The organism is Halobacillus sp. H74, assembly GCF_052246715.1.
Taxonomy (GTDB): domain Bacteria; phylum Bacillota; class Bacilli; order Bacillales; family Halobacillaceae; genus Halobacillus; species Halobacillus litoralis_A.
This window is the reverse complement of the sequence record NZ_JBQQCI010000007.1, coordinates 97,253-112,368: the sequence shown is the minus strand read 5'-3', so window position 1 is coordinate 112,368 and position 15,116 is coordinate 97,253. Positions and strand designations below refer to the sequence as shown.

17 protein-coding genes are annotated in these 15,116 nt (G+C 42.7%); 9 read left to right on the top strand and 8 right to left on the bottom strand.

The window, feature by feature from the left end:
- Positions 1–18: 18 nt before the first annotated feature.
- Positions 19–1,989, top strand: coding sequence for a sensor domain-containing protein (locus ACTWPX_RS16245; protein ID WP_443120630.1), 1,971 nt, complete (start codon positions 19–21; stop codon positions 1,987–1,989).
- Positions 1,990–2,437: 448 nt separating this feature from the next.
- Here ACTWPX_RS16245 and ACTWPX_RS16240 read toward each other — a convergent pair whose 3' ends face one another.
- The gene (locus ACTWPX_RS16240; RefSeq protein ID WP_128522983.1) at positions 2,438–2,563 is read right to left on the bottom strand and encodes a YjcZ family sporulation protein; all 126 of its coding nucleotides are present in this window, start codon (positions 2,561–2,563) and stop codon (positions 2,438–2,440) included.
- 75 nt (positions 2,564–2,638) lie between these two features.
- Positions 2,639–2,842: a hypothetical protein gene (locus tag ACTWPX_RS16235; RefSeq protein ID WP_443120629.1), complete on the bottom strand. Its 204-nt coding sequence runs from the start codon at positions 2,840–2,842 to the stop codon at positions 2,639–2,641.
- 354 nt (positions 2,843–3,196) lie between these two features.
- On the opposite strand from ACTWPX_RS16235, the gene ACTWPX_RS16230 reads away from it, so the two are divergent.
- From ACTWPX_RS16230 to ACTWPX_RS16215, 4 genes are all read left to right on the top strand, one after another.
- Complete coding sequence (locus tag ACTWPX_RS16230) at positions 3,197–4,681, top strand: phytoene desaturase family protein (protein ID WP_443120628.1); 1,485 nt, start codon at positions 3,197–3,199, stop codon at positions 4,679–4,681.
- A complete protein-coding gene (locus ACTWPX_RS16225) occupies positions 4,678–6,153 on the top strand; it encodes a phytoene desaturase family protein (RefSeq protein ID WP_443120627.1) in 1,476 nt (491 codons plus the stop codon). Before ACTWPX_RS16230 ends, ACTWPX_RS16225 begins: the two co-directional genes overlap by 4 nt.
- Positions 6,154–6,155: 2 nt before the next feature.
- Positions 6,156–6,992, top strand: coding sequence for a phytoene/squalene synthase family protein (locus ACTWPX_RS16220; RefSeq protein WP_443120626.1), 837 nt, complete (start codon positions 6,156–6,158; stop codon positions 6,990–6,992).
- A gap of 147 nt (positions 6,993–7,139) precedes the next feature.
- Complete coding sequence (locus tag ACTWPX_RS16215) at positions 7,140–7,286, top strand: hypothetical protein (protein WP_164908453.1); 147 nt, start codon at positions 7,140–7,142, stop codon at positions 7,284–7,286.
- Between the two features lie 111 nt (positions 7,287–7,397).
- Here the strand turns inward: ACTWPX_RS16215 and ACTWPX_RS16210 are convergent, their stop codons facing one another.
- From ACTWPX_RS16210 to ACTWPX_RS16190, 5 genes are all read right to left on the bottom strand, one after another.
- Entirely contained in the window at positions 7,398–8,870 is a 1,473-nt protein-coding gene (locus tag ACTWPX_RS16210; protein ID WP_443120625.1) for a phytoene desaturase family protein, read from the bottom strand.
- Positions 8,867–9,976 carry a glycosyltransferase gene (locus ACTWPX_RS16205; RefSeq protein ID WP_443120624.1) on the bottom strand — a complete coding sequence of 370 codons (1,110 nt, stop codon included), beginning with the start codon at positions 9,974–9,976 and terminating at the stop codon, positions 8,867–8,869. Before ACTWPX_RS16205 ends, ACTWPX_RS16210 begins: the two co-directional genes overlap by 4 nt.
- A 22-nt stretch (positions 9,977–9,998) precedes the next feature.
- The gene (locus ACTWPX_RS16200; RefSeq protein WP_443120623.1) at positions 9,999–10,661 is read right to left on the bottom strand and encodes a lysophospholipid acyltransferase family protein; all 663 of its coding nucleotides are present in this window, start codon (positions 10,659–10,661) and stop codon (positions 9,999–10,001) included.
- Positions 10,642–11,412: a carotenoid biosynthesis protein gene (locus ACTWPX_RS16195; RefSeq protein WP_443120622.1), complete on the bottom strand. Its 771-nt coding sequence runs from the start codon at positions 11,410–11,412 to the stop codon at positions 10,642–10,644. Before ACTWPX_RS16195 ends, ACTWPX_RS16200 begins: the two co-directional genes overlap by 20 nt.
- 749 nt (positions 11,413–12,161) lie before the next feature.
- On the bottom strand, positions 12,162–12,665 hold the full coding sequence (locus ACTWPX_RS16190) for a DoxX family protein (protein ID WP_443120621.1): 504 nt from the start codon (positions 12,663–12,665) through the stop codon (positions 12,162–12,164).
- Between the two features lie 653 nt (positions 12,666–13,318).
- Here ACTWPX_RS16190 and ACTWPX_RS16185 point away from each other — a divergent pair.
- From ACTWPX_RS16185 to ACTWPX_RS16175, 3 genes are all read left to right on the top strand, one after another.
- Positions 13,319–13,546 (top strand): DUF1659 domain-containing protein, encoded by a 228-nt coding sequence (locus ACTWPX_RS16185; protein WP_443120620.1) that lies wholly within the window; start codon positions 13,319–13,321, stop codon positions 13,544–13,546.
- A 16-nt stretch (positions 13,547–13,562) separates the two neighbouring features.
- Positions 13,563–13,775, top strand: coding sequence for a DUF2922 domain-containing protein (locus ACTWPX_RS16180; protein ID WP_128522972.1), 213 nt, complete (start codon positions 13,563–13,565; stop codon positions 13,773–13,775).
- A 64-nt stretch (positions 13,776–13,839) separates the two neighbouring features.
- Entirely contained in the window at positions 13,840–13,980 is a 141-nt protein-coding gene (locus tag ACTWPX_RS16175; RefSeq protein ID WP_128522971.1) for a YvrJ family protein, read from the top strand.
- A gap of 61 nt (positions 13,981–14,041) precedes the next feature.
- Here ACTWPX_RS16175 and lepB read toward each other — a convergent pair whose 3' ends face one another.
- Entirely contained in the window at positions 14,042–14,563 is a 522-nt protein-coding gene (lepB, locus tag ACTWPX_RS16170) for a signal peptidase I (RefSeq protein WP_443120619.1), read from the bottom strand.
- 292 nt (positions 14,564–14,855) lie between these two features.
- Between lepB and ACTWPX_RS16165 the strand changes: the two genes are divergently transcribed.
- Positions 14,856–15,014, top strand: coding sequence for a Spo0E family sporulation regulatory protein-aspartic acid phosphatase (locus tag ACTWPX_RS16165; RefSeq protein ID WP_443120726.1), 159 nt, complete (start codon positions 14,856–14,858; stop codon positions 15,012–15,014).
- The last annotated feature ends 102 nt before the right edge of the window (positions 15,015–15,116 follow it).

The window sequence follows — 15,116 nt, the reverse complement described above, 5'->3', positions numbered from 1 at the left end:
TGCTTAGGGGGCAGTATGATGCCGGACCGAAACGGGAATACCAACATACCTATTCATGAATGGATTTTCCAGCAAATTCAAGATCCGCTTTTGTTCACAAATGAAGCGGGCGACATCATCCGTTGTAATCAAGCAGCTCTAGAGGTGATCGGACCTGAACGACAGACGGTAAGGGACCTGTTGGACTTTAAAAAGTTGAAGGACCATGAGGGAATCAAGAAGATAATTGATTTCCAAACAGAAGGGGATCGTTTATATTTCGTCCATTGCATGAGAGTAAGGAAAGAGGAGGGGCTTTATGCCCTTTTATTCCGCCCTCTTTCTATTTCCGATCAAACCTTGGAAGTGAAAAGGGAAATGGACCGGTTAATGGATGCCAGTTTAGAAGGGGTGGTCATGCACGACCATGGAAGAATCATTGATTGTGATTCAACCTTTGCTCGTATGTTCGGGTACAAAAGGGAGGAAATACGAAATGCAGATGTGTTTTCTCTTGTTGATGAGGACAGTAAAGAAAACCTGAAGCGATTGCTCCATACATATCCTGAAGAGCCTTACCAATTAAAAGGGAAGAAAAAAGACGGAACCACTTTTTTCCTGGAAATACTTGCCCACCCTTATCCACAGGAAGACCGTGTCTTAAGAGTTGCCATCATCCGTGATGTTACGGAACGAGTACATAATGAAAAGAAAATTGAATTCATGTCCTATTATGATGAACTGACGGATTTGCCGAACCGGCATTACTTCCATGACATGCTGAATGAAGCTTTAATGGAAGCTGCGGGACAGGGAGAGGGGTTAGCCGTACATTTCATTGACTTGGATTATTTCAAACAGATCAATGATACCCTTGGATATGCGTTCGGAGATAAACTGCTGAAGGCATGTGCGGAGCGATTGAAAAGTATACAAAAGCAGGACACCTTTACAGCACGTATGGGAGGCGACGAATTTTTAGTCCTTCAAAGATATGTTACATCAAAAGAGAAGGCAGAAGATTATGCTGAAAAGATGATCGGTATATTCCAAAGACCTGTGACTATTGATGATTATGAGTTGTACACTTCAGTCAGTATAGGGATCAGTTTATTTCCTGATCATGGGCGTTCCGCTGATGATTTGATAAAAAAATCGGACAGTGCCATGTTCACAGTCAAAGGGAAGCATCGGAACAATTATTTGTGCTACAACGCATCGATAAGTGAGAAGTTTGAGAAAATGCTCTCAATGGATTCGGAGTTAAGAAAAGCACTGAAACAAGACCAATTGGAGCTTCATTATCAGCCTCAAAAAAGTATCGGCACCGGCAAGATCGTCGGATTAGAAGCATTGATTCGGTGGAATCACCCGGATAAAGGGATGATTTCTCCTGCAACGTTCATTCCCATCGCCGAAAAAAATGGCCAGATCATAGAAATCGGAGAATGGGTGATGAAGGAAGCATGTAAACAGAATAAACAGTGGCAGGATGAAGGTTTTGCCCCCGTTATCGTAGGTGTGAACCTCTCTGCATTGCAATTTCTCCAAAAGGATCTGGTTTTCAGGGTGAAGCAGATTTTGGAAGAAACCGGTCTCGCGCCGGAATACCTGGAACTTGAAATTACCGAGTCAATGGCTATGACGAATGAAGAATACATCATACATACATTGAAAGAGCTTCGGGATCTGGGTGTCCATGTTTCCATAGACGATTTCGGTACAGGGTATTCTTCCTTGAAGTATTTAAGCCGTTTCCCTGTCAGTAAGTTGAAAATTGATAAAGTATATATCAGTGAGAACCAGAAACAAAACCAGGCAATCGTCAAATCCATCATCCATATGTCTCACTCTCTTAATATGAAAGTGATTGCAGAAGGGGTAGAGACGGCGGAGCAATGGAATTTTCTCAAAGATGAAAAATGTGATGAAATCCAGGGGTATTTCTACAGTAAGCCCTTGCCCCCGGAACAATTGAGTGATGTTTTCAATTCATCAATCGTTCATTAATGAAGAACACAAGGTCGCTGTTCCCGCAGGCGTCATCACCGAACGCTCATCGTGGAATCAACGAGGTCCATCTGAAAAGAGTGAAGTTCGGTAAAAGAACATCACTCTGTGTGTACAAGGGCTGGTGGCGATATTCACCACATACTAAAGCTCATGGACCAAAATGTCTCGAAAATACGCATTTCAGGTAACAAGACAAGGTGAATATAGTGGAACAAGAAAGCGCCATGGGATTTTTGAAAAATTCCCATGGCGTTTTTCTTTTTGTTGCTGTTCCTTTATAGAGAGACCAGCGTAACATAACCTAAAGAAACATGCTTTACGGCGTTGCTGCTTATGGGTAGATAACTTCCAGCCTCTCCTCATTTAACCCCTTATAGTCTTAATTCTAAAACTGTCTTTACCACATGATTATCTTAAAACTGCAAAGGGGTTGCCGCTTTTAATCTCAACAATAAAATGCTGCTCCTACAATGATCAATAGAATGAACAATACGACGATCAAGGCGAAGTTATTGCCATAACCTCTTGGTCTGCCGCAACGTCTTCCTCCGTAAGGATTGCCTCCGTACATAAGCTCACCTCCTGTTGTTACATTCGTAGCCTATGCAACGGAGGTCGGCGGTGTATGGTCATTCACCCAGTTAAATTAATTCATGAAAGTAGGTGGGGCAAGTTTAGTTATTTTACTTTTCTGATGCATTTCATTTCGGCGCTGCTCTTCATGGTGTTCACACTGATCGATCTCTTCACACCAATGGTTTAGCTGCTCATTGCTGAACTGGTTATGGGGTGGTGAATGTGTAGAATGGGAAGGGAAATAGGGCCCTGAAACTCTTTGGTTTGAATACATAACCTAGCCTCCTTAGCCTATATTGTCCCCTTTCTTTGCCGGTTTATCCTTGCTTGTTGAGGGATCCATTTGAAAAGAGGAATCAAACTTCTTATGTAGAAGTAATTAAGCTAATCACTAATTAGAATGCGTAAATAGATCAGGGAAGTCTAAGATGACATAAGTATCTAAAGCGCTTGTTTCTTCAGTAACGTTCTCCAGGCGTTTTTTTATCAGGAATAATTATTCACAACTTTCCCCCCAGCCTAGTTGTTTAACATGGAGCATATCGGGTAAGTGTATTGAATAGCTACAAATATTTAAGTTTTGTATAATGTTTGTATAATGTAAAAACAGGTAAAGAAGGTGAGCTTATTGAAAAAGATTGCCATAATCGGAGCAGGCCCAGGTGGATTAGCTTCAGCCATGATTCTAGCTTCTAATGGATATGATGTCCATGTATATGAAAAACAACCGTATGTGGGGGGCAGAAATGGGCATTTCACCATCGGTGATTATACATTCGATATCGGTCCAACTTTTTTGAGCATGCCGCAAATCATGGAGGAGATTTTCGAAATGTCCGGAAGAAATGCTCTTGATTATATGGATTTAAAGGAATTGTCACCAATGTATGAGCTGCAATTTGATGGTGTACGGGTTCCGATGTATCGGGACCGGAAAAAAATGTTGACCACCATCACTGAACATTTCCCTGGAAATGAACTTGGTTATGAGCGGTTCATGGAGGATACGAGGGAGAAGATGGAGGCTTTAATGCCCCTCTTGCAAACCCGCCATCATAGGCTCACCGACTATGTAAGCAAACGAGCTCTAAAGGCCTTGCCTAAACTATCAATTGGTAAATCCGTGTATGATGTGCTTTCTGACTATTTTACTGATGAAAAACTGAAAATTGCCTTCACCTTCCAAGCTAAATATCTAGGTATGTCCCCATGGGAATGCCCGGGAGCTTTTTCGATTCTCTCTTACATGGAACACGAATGGGGGGTGTTTCATCCCATTGGTGGTGTAAACCGACTTTCTAAAGCGATGGCGGCGGTGACAAGAGAGAGTGGCGGAAATATTCACCTTGAAAATGGTGTAAAACGAATAGCTGTTGACGGCAAAAAAATCACTGGTCTGGAGCTCGAATCAGGAGAGCATGTGAGAGCAGATGAATACATCATCAATGCCGATTTTGCTGAAGCGATGAATCATTTAGTTGATGAAGGCGTGTTGAAGAGTCATTCAAAAGCAAAATTGGAAAAGAAGAAATACTCCTGTTCCACTTTCATGATTTATGTTGGTCTGGATAAAAAGTATGACATGCCCCATCATACGATTTTATTTGCTGATGATTATCAGAAAAATGTCAATGAAATGACTAAGGACCTTGTTTTGTCTGATGAACCGTCCATTTATATCCATAATGCGAGTGTGACAGATCCGACACTTGCCCCGGAAGGGCACTCAGCTGTCTATATCCTTGCTCCTGTACCGAATAATTATTCGGAAATCGACTGGGATGAAAAACAGGAAACGTTTAAGAAACTGATTTACAATGAGATAGAAGAAAAAACTGGATTTTCGGATATTCGTAATCATGTAGTCGAAGAGAAGATACTGACACCTAAACAGTGGCAGTCGGACCATTTTATACACAAGGGGGCGACGTTCAGCATGGGACACCAGCTTTCTCAAATGATGTATTTTCGCCCGCATAACCGCTTCCAGGAGTTGGAGCATTGCTGGCTCGTCGGCGGAGGCACCCATCCGGGGAGTGGTTTACCGACGATTTTAGAATCTGCCCGTATTACGACGAGCTGGATAAGAGAGAAGGAGGTGCAGCCTTCATGACCCATACGGCAATAGTTGGTGGTGGTATCGGTGGATTGGTGACAGCCCTGCTTCTTTCTAAAGAGGATGGCCGGGAAATCACAATTTTCGAGAAAAATGATCATCTTGGAGGGCGCTTGACATATGAGCGCCATGGGGATTTTAAAATCGACCAAGGTCCGACCATTGTTCTTTTACCGGATATGCTGCTGGACATCTTGGAAGAAGGGGGGATGGCTAAGGAAAGCATTCCCCTCATTCCGTGCGACCCTCTCTACGATGTACATTTTCATGACGGAACTTCCTTTACCAAGTATGCTGATGCTGAAAAACAAAAAGCTGAACTGAAACACAGGTTCCCAGGAAATGAAATAAACTTCGATCGCTTCTTGCGGGATATGAAAGTGCGGTTTTTACGGGGAAAAGCTCAATTTCTTGAGCGGTCATTTGTCGATAAGCGGACTTTTTTCTCCAGAAAGAACTTAAGAACATTGATCAAGTTGAAAGCATACCAAAATGTAAAGAAAATGATGCGCAGTTATTTCGATGATGAAAGACTGGTTGAGGCGTACACACTACAAACTTTATACATCGGAGGGCACCCCGAGCAGTCGCCGGCGATGTATTCCCTTGTCTCCTACAGTGAACATGAGCATGGCATTTGGTATATGAAGGGAGGGTATGCCCATCTTGTAGAAATGCTGGAAACGGAATTGAAAAGAAGAGGAGTAACGGTACGAGTGGGTTCTGCTGTAGAGAAAGTGATGACTGCAGGTGAAAAAGCAACATCCCTCCTTGTTGAGGGGGAGGTATATTCATGCGGTGAAGTGGTTTTAAATGGTGATTTCCCGATCATGGACCGTTTGCTGCCGGCCGAACAGAGGCTGAACCGAAAATACACCCCTTCTTCAGGCTGCTTGCTCCTCTATTTAGGACTTGATAAGAATTACGATCATCATTCCATCCATCAATTTTTCATGAGTGCCGATTTTGACAAACATATGAAACAGATATTCGCAGAAAAACGATTACCTGATGATCCATCCTTTTATACTTTCCATCCTTCCTTGATTGATGACTCATTGGCACCAGAAGGGAAAGGGGTGCTTTATACGCTCATACCCGTCCCGGTCGGCGAAGAGGTGAATTGGGAAAATAAAGAGGCCCTGATTGATATGGTGCTCGATCAATTAGAAAGACAAGGCTTTCCTAACCTGAGGGACCATATGGAATGGATGCATGTTCGTACACCAGAAGAAGCAGAGAGAGAAGGTCTCTATGCCGGTGGGAGCTTTGGAATCGCTCCGACTCTTTTTCAATCAGGAGTTTTCCGACCACAACTTCAGCCGTACCCCTTAACAAATGTTTATGCTGTAGGAGCGTCCGTCCACCCGGGAGGAGGCGTTCCGATCGTCATGCAAGGGGCGAAATTACTGGCGGATCGTTTGCAAAAAGAGGAGGAAGAAAGGCATAATTACAGGCGAGGTGTTTAGTGATGACGGACTTGAATGAAGCGTACCATCATTGTCGTGAATTAATCGAAAAGCATTCCAAGACGTTCTCTAAAGCTTTTGCCATGCTTCCAAAAAAGCAAAAAAGAGCGGTTTGGGCGATTTATGCTTTTTGTCGCCGCGTTGATGATATTGTGGATGAAGGAGAAAATCCGAAGTCGGAGCTTGAATCGTTTGCAGTGGATTTCGAGGCATTCATGGATGGAACACTGGAACTTGACCATCCTTGCTGGATCGCACTTGATGACGTATTCAACAATTTCCCCATTGATGCGCAACCTTATTACGATATGATAAAAGGCCAGCGAATGGATCTTTATCCAAGAACGATCCATTCAAAAGACGACTTGCTTGATTACTGCTACCACGTTGCCAGCACGGTTGGTTTAATGTTATTACCTGTCATCGCTCCAGGACGGGTGGACATGTTAAGAAATGGAGCAATTGAACTTGGATATGCCATGCAGTTGACAAATATTCTTCGAGACATCGGAGAAGACTTGGAAATCGACCGTATCTATTTACCGGGAGACTTGATGAAACAGCATGGTTACACATTTGTGGAATTGCAAGAGCAGAAAGTGAACCAAGCGTTCATCCGATTGTGGGAAGATTTAGCGAGCGATGCTGAAACTTACTATGAGCAGGGTTTGGCGACGCTTGAAGCTTATCCTGTTTATTCAAGAGCTCCCGTCGGTGGTGCAGCGAGAATGTACCGTGCGATTCTTTCAGAAGTACGGAAAAATGACTATCAGGTTTTCGAGAAACGTAATTTCGTCTCTGATCAGAAAAAGAAGCAGATTATTGCAGAGATGCAGTAATTCTGCTTCTTTTTTAGAGTGAGATTTATATCATCTGATACTACCTTCAGCTGATGAGACACACCTCAATGCTCTCATCAGTATAATTCCTGTGATTTATGTGCATACTTTAATCAACTATTTTGCGAGGGAGAAAGGAAGGTAAAGATGGCTGAAAAATATTTGATTTACTACCAGGCAAAATCCGGACTTGTGAAACAAGTGCCTGTGATTGCCTCTCATAAGGAACAGGCACGTGCCACACATTTGCTCTCAGACCCGAAAGCCAAAATCACCCATATCCGACTCTTGTAAAACTGAGGCAGTTGATCGCTTCAGTTTTTTTGTTGTCCAGGATGTCATAAAGTCACAGTCTGTGGAGATCTTGTACGCTATCCCACGAATAGATGAAAAAATCTTATCTCGTTATTCTATGTGAATGATTTTTCCTAATATCTGATTGGCCACATTCTGACCGCTCAAGACGACCATTGGTGAGCCACCGCCGGGATGTGTGCTGCCACCGCAAAACCATAGATGTTCAATGTCCTGTGACTTATTGAACGGTCTCATGAAGGCTTGCATGCGATTATTGGAGGAGGGTCCGTACAATGCTCCGCGGTATGCTCCGAACTTTTTTTGAATATCGGCAGGATCCAGCACTTTTTCATAGCGAATATGATTCTTGACCGGAACTCCCGCTTCTTCCAGTCTTTCATAGATGCGATCTTTGTAAGCATCTTTATCTATCGCAGCATTGTCCGCCAATGGAGGAGCGTTCACGAGGATAAAACAGTTATCTCCATCAGGCGAGACAGCTGGGTCTGATTTCGACGATGTACAAATATAAATTGTCGGATCATCAGCATATAGTCCTTCTTTCAAAATTTTGAACTCTCTTTCATAGTCTGAAGAGAAAAACAGGTGATGATGCTTCAAGCGGCCGATGCGTGTATTCAACCCTGCCATAATAACAAAGGCCGAAATCGAAGGGTCATAAGAACGCAGCTTGCGGTCTGATAGAAAGCGCCGTTCTTTATTATCAACCAGCTCAGGTAAAGCATGAAGAAGATCTCCGTTTAGAATGACGTAATCCGCTGCAAAAAATTCTCCTTCGATCGTTTCAATGCCTGTCACACTTTTATCCTCTGTGCGAATTTCTTTCACTTTTGTACCACTGTAAAGCTTCACCCCGACATTTTCTGCTGCCTTGATGAAACTGTCAGCGATCTTTGTATTACCTCCGGGTACATAATAGACGCCATCATTCCATTCCAGATGAGCAATCAAACTGAATGTGGCCGGTGCTTTATAAGGGTCAGACCCTATGTAAGTGGAATAGCGGTTGAGTGCATGGACGAGGTTCGGGTTTGTGAAATATTGCCTGAAAAAGTGATTCATCGACTGAAGAGCCCGGACTTGCGCCATGCTTTTCGCTAGGGCAGGGGAAAAGTAATCTTTCCATCCTGTAAAAGTCCTGTGCAGGAAATGTTTTCGGGATAAGTCATACAGCCGCTCTATTTCCAATAAAAAACGCTCATATTCACGGTAGCCTTTACGATCGAAGTGGCGAAGTTGTTCTTTCATATAAGAGCGGTCTGTTGAAAAATCGAACACCGATCCGTCTTTGAATTCATTTCTCGTATGATTAGTGATTTTTTCAAAAGGGAGCTCCTCTGCGGGATCCAGACCTCCTTGTTGGACCACATGACGGAATACTTCTGGCATCGTGATCGTATTCGGACCGAAATCGAAGTGATAGCCACCTTCATTAACGGCCATCATTTTGCCGCCAAAGTGAGTGTTCTGTTCAAAAACTGTAACGTCAGAGCCGTTTTTAGCAAGGGTGATCGCGGAAGAAAGTCCACCAAGACCACCACCGACAATAGCTACTTTCATTGATATTGCCTTCCTTTCCAGTGGTAGGATTTCCCTTTTTTATGAACGGACATGGAAGCGACCATGATACTGATCAGCAAAAGTGCAGCCACCGGAATGAAAAAAGCAAGCCATAATGGATGGCCGGTTCTTGCATCTACATACATTTTGAATGTAACTGTCAGCAAATAAGGGAGGAGAAGCGCTATGTTCCCTGTTCCGAGTGCAAAGCAAGCCAGTAATGCTGGTAACACGAATACAATTGTGTAAAAAAGGGTGAGGAAAGTGACCATCATCGCCGATCGTCCGATTCCTGTGTAAATGTTTTTCTTGAACCCTTCCCACGTTTCGCTTGATGAGTCATACATGTAAGAAAGGGCGGATCCAGTAATATTGGCAAGCACCATTTTATAGCCATGCCTTTTCACTTCACGGGCAATGTGAACATCTTCAACTAAGGAATCCATAACTGATCGGTGGCCACCGATTCCCTCATAAACTTCTTTCTCAATCACGATGAAAATGCCGCAAGCCGCTGTGAACATCGGCTTTGTCGTCTTGTTCGCCATGAAAAGAGGCAGGTGGAGAAGGACCACCATATGCTGCAGCGGGACGAGCATATGACTCAGAAAGTTATTATTCGGATAGTTTGGAAATCCACTCAGCATGGCTGCCTGTCTCTTTTTCATCGTTCCGAGTGTCAGTTCAATGATTGAAGGGGCAACTCTGGCATCGGCATCAAGAAAAAAGTAATAGTCGCCAGCTGCTTTTTCGGAGAGTTGATGACAGGCATGAACTTTTCCGTTCCAACCTTCCGGGAGATCTTTCCCTTTCATTACCGACATTCTTGAATCTTGTTCTGTATATTCGATCAATCGTTCATAAGTCCCATCGTCAGAGTGATCATCGAGAAGGATGATTTCCAGGTTTTCATAGGTAAGTGAACGAAGTGAATCAATCAATCCTGTAACATTTTCCGCTTCATTCCTTAATGGGACAAGGAGTGAAACCATCGGAAACTTTTGCAAATCGGTCAAAGGAGAAAGGGGGTATAAAAAAAGACTATTGAAAATCGTCCATATGTTAAGGAGGATCGTAACCGTCAAAAGAATGGTGAACAAAGACATGTGTTTATCCCCGGCCTTTCTTTTAAATCTTGATAAATGCATCATGCTGTTCATTAATGACTTTCTTTTTCAGCTCATCCATCTGGTCGGTCATTTTCATTTCGAAGTGTTCCGTAATTGATTTACGATCCAGGTGAGCATAGCTATCTTTATCCAGAGGGTCGCCGATTTTGATGTATGCATTCGGTTTCCTTGTATGCTCCAATGAGTAATAAAGCGAAACAGGCACGACATCAATACTAGGACATTTCTCAGCAAGGTAGGAGACTCCTGAGAAAAATTGCAGCGGCCTTTTTTCGAGATGTTGTTCTTCCCCTTGAGGAAAAATCCATACTGTACTTCCTCTTTGAAGAAGTTCGAGGCTATACCTTAGTGATTTCAGCAAGTGCCGTCTGTCGCTGGCATTGACAGAATAAGCCCCAATGCTGCGGAAGAAGGGGAAGCGGCGAATGCCTTCTTCATGCATCATCCCATAGCCATCAGAGCGTACAAACTTATCATTCAAATGAAAAATGATAAGCGAATCCCACCATGTAGAATGATTGATCAAGAACAAGGTCCTTTTACTTGGAATGGAGGAAGGGCCTTCCACTTGAATATTTGCAAAATGGGCCTTAAGGAATAGACGGTTAAAGCGGGTGAACCCCCACTCTACCATTGGTCTTTTACGAGCTTGTTGAAACATGTTTTTTCCTCCAAAAATACAAAACATACCAACCTGCAGTCAATAGACTGACAAGGATGATGGCAAAGTACAACTGTCCTGTAAACGCAATGATGATGAACATACCGATAATCAAACCGAATACCAGACTCATCCGTCTTGGCCATTGTCCAGCCTCCGCGGGCTTTTTTGGACCCCATAGTAGAAAAATGATATGGAAAAAAGCCGCTAAAATAAACCATCCGAAAAAGTTGGAAAAAGGAATATCATAATACACACCAGGGTCTAGCCAAATCCAATATTCTTTCACTTTATAAGACACGGGATCAAGAATAAGGTCCATGGTTACAGCGCTCAACGCTCCTGTAAATAAAAAAACAATGGCTTTATTTATTCCGTGAAGTCCCGAAGAAATCATGCGTGCAAGCTCATGTGAACAGCCGATGATCAACAGCCATGCGAACCCGATCGTAAAGGGGGTATCCCCGATTTTAAGCCCGAAATTCTCTGTGTAAGCGTAAGATCCGAATAAGAAATTGTATTTTACACCGAGATGCTCCACATAAATGCTGAAGAAAATGATGAATAGACTGTAGCTGGTCCCCTTCCAGGTTCCGTACATTTTAGAAAAATAGATGCAGGCAATGATTCCAGCGGTGATTAAAAACACGCTGTTCGCCCACTCCAGCCATGGGGGGAGGAGGTCGAATGATATAAGGAAAAGACCACATACATACCAAAAGATGAAGAAACGAAAAATGTAGGTTGTCATAGAGTACCTCTTTCTTTCACTGGTGGCTCGGCTTATGTAAAAGGCTTTGTTAAAGGTTGTTGTCTTTTTCATATGAGAGTTATTCAGTTATAACAGTATTATGGAAGACTCGATTCCGAGACATTTTGGGAGAGGATCGGGGTCGGCGGGGAATGCTTCGCTTTCCGCGGGAGCGCGTTGAGCCTCCTCGGACGCTGTCCTGTGGGGTCTTAACATGCCCTCTCTTCCCGCAGGAGTCTTCGCATTCCCCGCCGCCCCTTGCTTTATGTTTTTCTCGGAATTCGTTCAGAAAAATACTGTCATATTTGAGTGAGAATCAAACATTTTACGCTTAATTACAGAATGTCCTCGATGAATGCTCCCCTTGAGATGAAATTTCGAGAGTCTTCCTAATCGTATGGTTGGCTGGGAACGAGATTCCCGCGAGAATGGATTGGCTGGCAAGACCCCACAGCGCTTTCGAGGAGGCTTGCCGTCCTCCCCGCAGGAAAGTGAGCCGTTTCCCAGCCAACCATAACCTTATACAAAGCCTCGCAACTGAGTTAGGGAGCTTATATCAATAAATCAACATTGAAATTTAACAGAGCCATGTAAAAAAATTTTTTATTCTATTTCATCATACCTCATTGAAGAAAAAAATAAACGAAAAACGCCCTATGCAGGCACATAGAGTGTTGATTTATGGTCTGGGTCTCCAGATTCATGTTATAAAATCTCTCTCACCGATTAATCGAATAAGCACATTCAATTCATTGCAGCATAAGCTTTTTTTTATGAAAGCTGAGTGTACGTTTTTGTAAAAGGGGGAGTAACCAGCGATCCACTCCGTAGCGTCCGGCATTGGCGCCTGCCACAAGCAGGAAAATGGTCAATAAAACCATTTGCGGATTGGTGCTCGTAGTCCCGCTGAATAAGAAAGCGAAGTTCATGAGAATTCCACTGAGAGAGGCTAAGTTCGTGAATAACCCGAGGATCAGGGCGGTTCCTGCAATAACTTCCCCCCACATTACCAGGTAAGCAAACAGTTCGTGATTAGGCAGAGCGAATTGTTCTAAGAATACTGCCCACCACCCTTGAACAGCGGGATGAGCTCCGTCGGCCTTGCTTATCGCCCCGTTCAAGAAACCGATGATTTCAAATCCGCCTGTGAGCTTGCCAATTCCAGAAGTCAGCCAAGCATATCCTAAGTACACACGGAAAACGGTCAAAATAACAGCGAATACTTTGTTGTTTCTTAACATTTGGTTGATCATGAACCTCACTCCTTATTAAAGTTTGTTCAACATTTCACATGATGGAGGTAAGAAGACCTTCCTTACAATTTAAATATACAGGAAAAAGAACAGAAAATTTCTATTATGCTCATCATTTCACAATCTGTTCGAAAAGTTATGTCATTGTTATGAATCTTTTGTTTGCTTTTCATTTATACAGGGAATTTTTATAATGAATAAAGAAGGGACATCACTCTGAAAATATACAAAGCAGAATTTCTCGTTTTTTGCTAAAATAGAAAGTAGAAAGAGGGGTGGATGAAGTATGGAAATGGTTATGTTCGTTATCAGTATAATTGTCATGTTAGGTTTGATCGGTTTGACTATTTTTGATAATGGCTGATACTTAATGAAAAATAATAGGCACATAAGCAGAAGGTTCGAGAAACCGGCTCAAGCAGAGAGCCCGTGACTCGAACCTTATTTCATATTTACACTTCCCGCAGGTAATCAGCGCGGTTGCTTATTTGCTCTCCCACACAGCGTACTTTTCCCCGAACGAAATGTCGTTAATAACCCTCGATCCATAGGTGAGTACTCATATGATGTACAACAAATCAGGCAATTTCAATAATGAATGACACTTTTCCACCCCTTTCTTTCGATTATAGAAGTGAGGGGAGGTGAAAGACATGGCTGTTATTTCCCAAAAAACAGATGCACGGTTGCAACTCGTTTTTGACAAAGGTATAGACGCAGACGGGAACATGGTTTTAACTCGTAAGTCCTTCAACAATGTGAAGATTGCTGCGACAAATGAACAATTGTATGAAGTATCAAACGCCCTGGCTACTCTTCAAGAGCGCATCCTATTCAAAGTCGAACGAAACGACCAGTCCCTATTACTAGAGGAATCATAATCGAGGAGGAGAATGAATGAAAAAGCTGGAATTGAAATTTCTGAATGAGGATGACAAGGTTGTTACCATTTCTCTTGATGAGCCGACTGAACCTGCTGATCCTGCATTGGTTAATGCCGCCATGGATGCGATCATTGCACAGAACTGCTTTTATTCAAGCGGTGGAGATTTAGTGAAGAAAAAAGAAGCACGGATTGTTGAACGTAATATTTTCACAGTAGAAATTTAATGGGAGAGGGAGAGCCGCTATGGATTTAGCGGCTCTCTCATTTTAAGAAGGGGGTGCTTTGGAAATGGAACCGTGGATCTCTATTATTGCTGATGTCGGTTTCCCTGTGGCCGTGACATTCTATTTATTGCACCGGGTCGAAGGGAAGCTGGATCAGCTCATTGATACGCTTCACCAATTGCCTGAAAAAATCATTTCCTCCTAAAGGAAACCGTCTAGTCATCATTCGACTAGACGGTTGTTTAACATAAATTGTGTTTGGGCTGTTATTTGGTCAAACCCCATTCATTGAACGGATAAATGATGAGTTCAGTACGACCGATAATTTCCTCTTCTTTAACGAATCCGAGACCATTACGGCTATCTTTACTGATGGAACGATTATCACCCATAACGAAATATTCGCCCTCTGGGACTTTTACAGGACCGAAGTCTCTCGTGGCGGATTCCGCCCCTTCAGTCAAATAGCTCTGGGTTTCTTTTTCTCCATTTACATATAACTGATGATTGCGGATTTCAACTGTATCTCCAGGCTGACCGATGATCCGTTTCACATAACTTTTCACCGGACGTTCGATAATGACAATATCGCCTTGGTCGGGCTCATCTATATAGTATATGATTTTATTGAACATGACTCGTTCACCGTTCTGTAGTGTCGGATCCATGCTGGCACCTTCGACGATCGAAGTTGCAAAGAAAAACGTTCTCAGGATAAAGGCCAGCGTTATGGCGACGGCGATGGCTTTCAACCACTCCAACCATTCTTTTTTTGAGCGCTCTGACAATCTCATCTTCCTTTCTCGATGAACTCATAATCATCTTCATTTTACCATATTCCATACAAAAAGGAAGAAGGAGACTTTGATTTTACAATGCTGTAACATGGAACTGTTTTTATTGGGAGAAAAAGGTAAGCTTGTCGAAAGATAAGAAGTTTTATCATTCTTATTTACAAACAGATGGAAAATTGAGATAATTCTGTTCGTGCAAGAAATGCATGCGAACACACATTCTTTCCTTTTTACCAAAATAAAGATAAAATAGAGTGTGAACAGTCAGGAGGTAGGCGGGGTGCAGATGACCGAAAAAGACCCTCTCTTAACCGAAGTGGAAGTTTTAAGAAAACGGATGACAAAAGTTGCACTTGAGAAAGGACTGGCAAGTGCAGAATCTGTCAAAATAAGTCAAGAATTAGATGCGCTTTTAAATGAAATACAGAAACAAAGGACGAATTGAGTGAACTTATGGAACGGATATTTCCATAAGTTCTTTGTTTTTTGGAATTCATTAAATGAAACGGTTTGTGGATCTCTTTCTCCATTGAACAGATAGAACCGG

Excerpts from the sequence above, each read along its gene's own strand:
- ACTWPX_RS16180 (WP_128522972.1), top strand. The coding sequence starts at position 13,563 with ATGAAAAAGCTGGAATTGAAATTTCTGAATGAGGATGACAAGGTTGTT.
- ACTWPX_RS16245 (WP_443120630.1), top strand. The coding sequence starts at position 19 with ATGCCGGACCGAAACGGGAATACCAACATACCTATTCATGAATGGATT.
- ACTWPX_RS16185 (WP_443120620.1), top strand. The coding sequence starts at position 13,319 with ATGGCTGTTATTTCCCAAAAAACAGATGCACGGTTGCAACTCGTTTTT.
- ACTWPX_RS16165 (WP_443120726.1), top strand. The coding sequence starts at position 14,856 with ATGACCGAAAAAGACCCTCTCTTAACCGAAGTGGAAGTTTTAAGAAAA.
- ACTWPX_RS16210 (WP_443120625.1), bottom strand. The coding sequence starts at position 8,870 with ATGAAAGTAGCTATTGTCGGTGGTGGTCTTGGTGGACTTTCTTCCGCG.
- ACTWPX_RS16240 (WP_128522983.1), bottom strand. The coding sequence starts at position 2,563 with ATGTACGGAGGCAATCCTTACGGAGGAAGACGTTGCGGCAGACCAAGA.
- ACTWPX_RS16205 (WP_443120624.1), bottom strand. The coding sequence starts at position 9,976 with ATGTCTTTGTTCACCATTCTTTTGACGGTTACGATCCTCCTTAACATA.
- ACTWPX_RS16220 (WP_443120626.1), top strand. The coding sequence starts at position 6,156 with ATGACGGACTTGAATGAAGCGTACCATCATTGTCGTGAATTAATCGAA.
- ACTWPX_RS16195 (WP_443120622.1), bottom strand. The coding sequence starts at position 11,412 with ATGACAACCTACATTTTTCGTTTCTTCATCTTTTGGTATGTATGTGGT.
- ACTWPX_RS16175 (WP_128522971.1), top strand. The coding sequence starts at position 13,840 with ATGGAACCGTGGATCTCTATTATTGCTGATGTCGGTTTCCCTGTGGCC.
- ACTWPX_RS16225 (WP_443120627.1), top strand. The coding sequence starts at position 4,678 with ATGACCCATACGGCAATAGTTGGTGGTGGTATCGGTGGATTGGTGACA.
- ACTWPX_RS16235 (WP_443120629.1), bottom strand. The coding sequence starts at position 2,842 with ATGTATTCAAACCAAAGAGTTTCAGGGCCCTATTTCCCTTCCCATTCT.
- ACTWPX_RS16215 (WP_164908453.1), top strand. The coding sequence starts at position 7,140 with ATGGCTGAAAAATATTTGATTTACTACCAGGCAAAATCCGGACTTGTG.
- ACTWPX_RS16190 (WP_443120621.1), bottom strand. The coding sequence starts at position 12,665 with ATGATCAACCAAATGTTAAGAAACAACAAAGTATTCGCTGTTATTTTG.
- ACTWPX_RS16200 (WP_443120623.1), bottom strand. The coding sequence starts at position 10,661 with ATGTTTCAACAAGCTCGTAAAAGACCAATGGTAGAGTGGGGGTTCACC.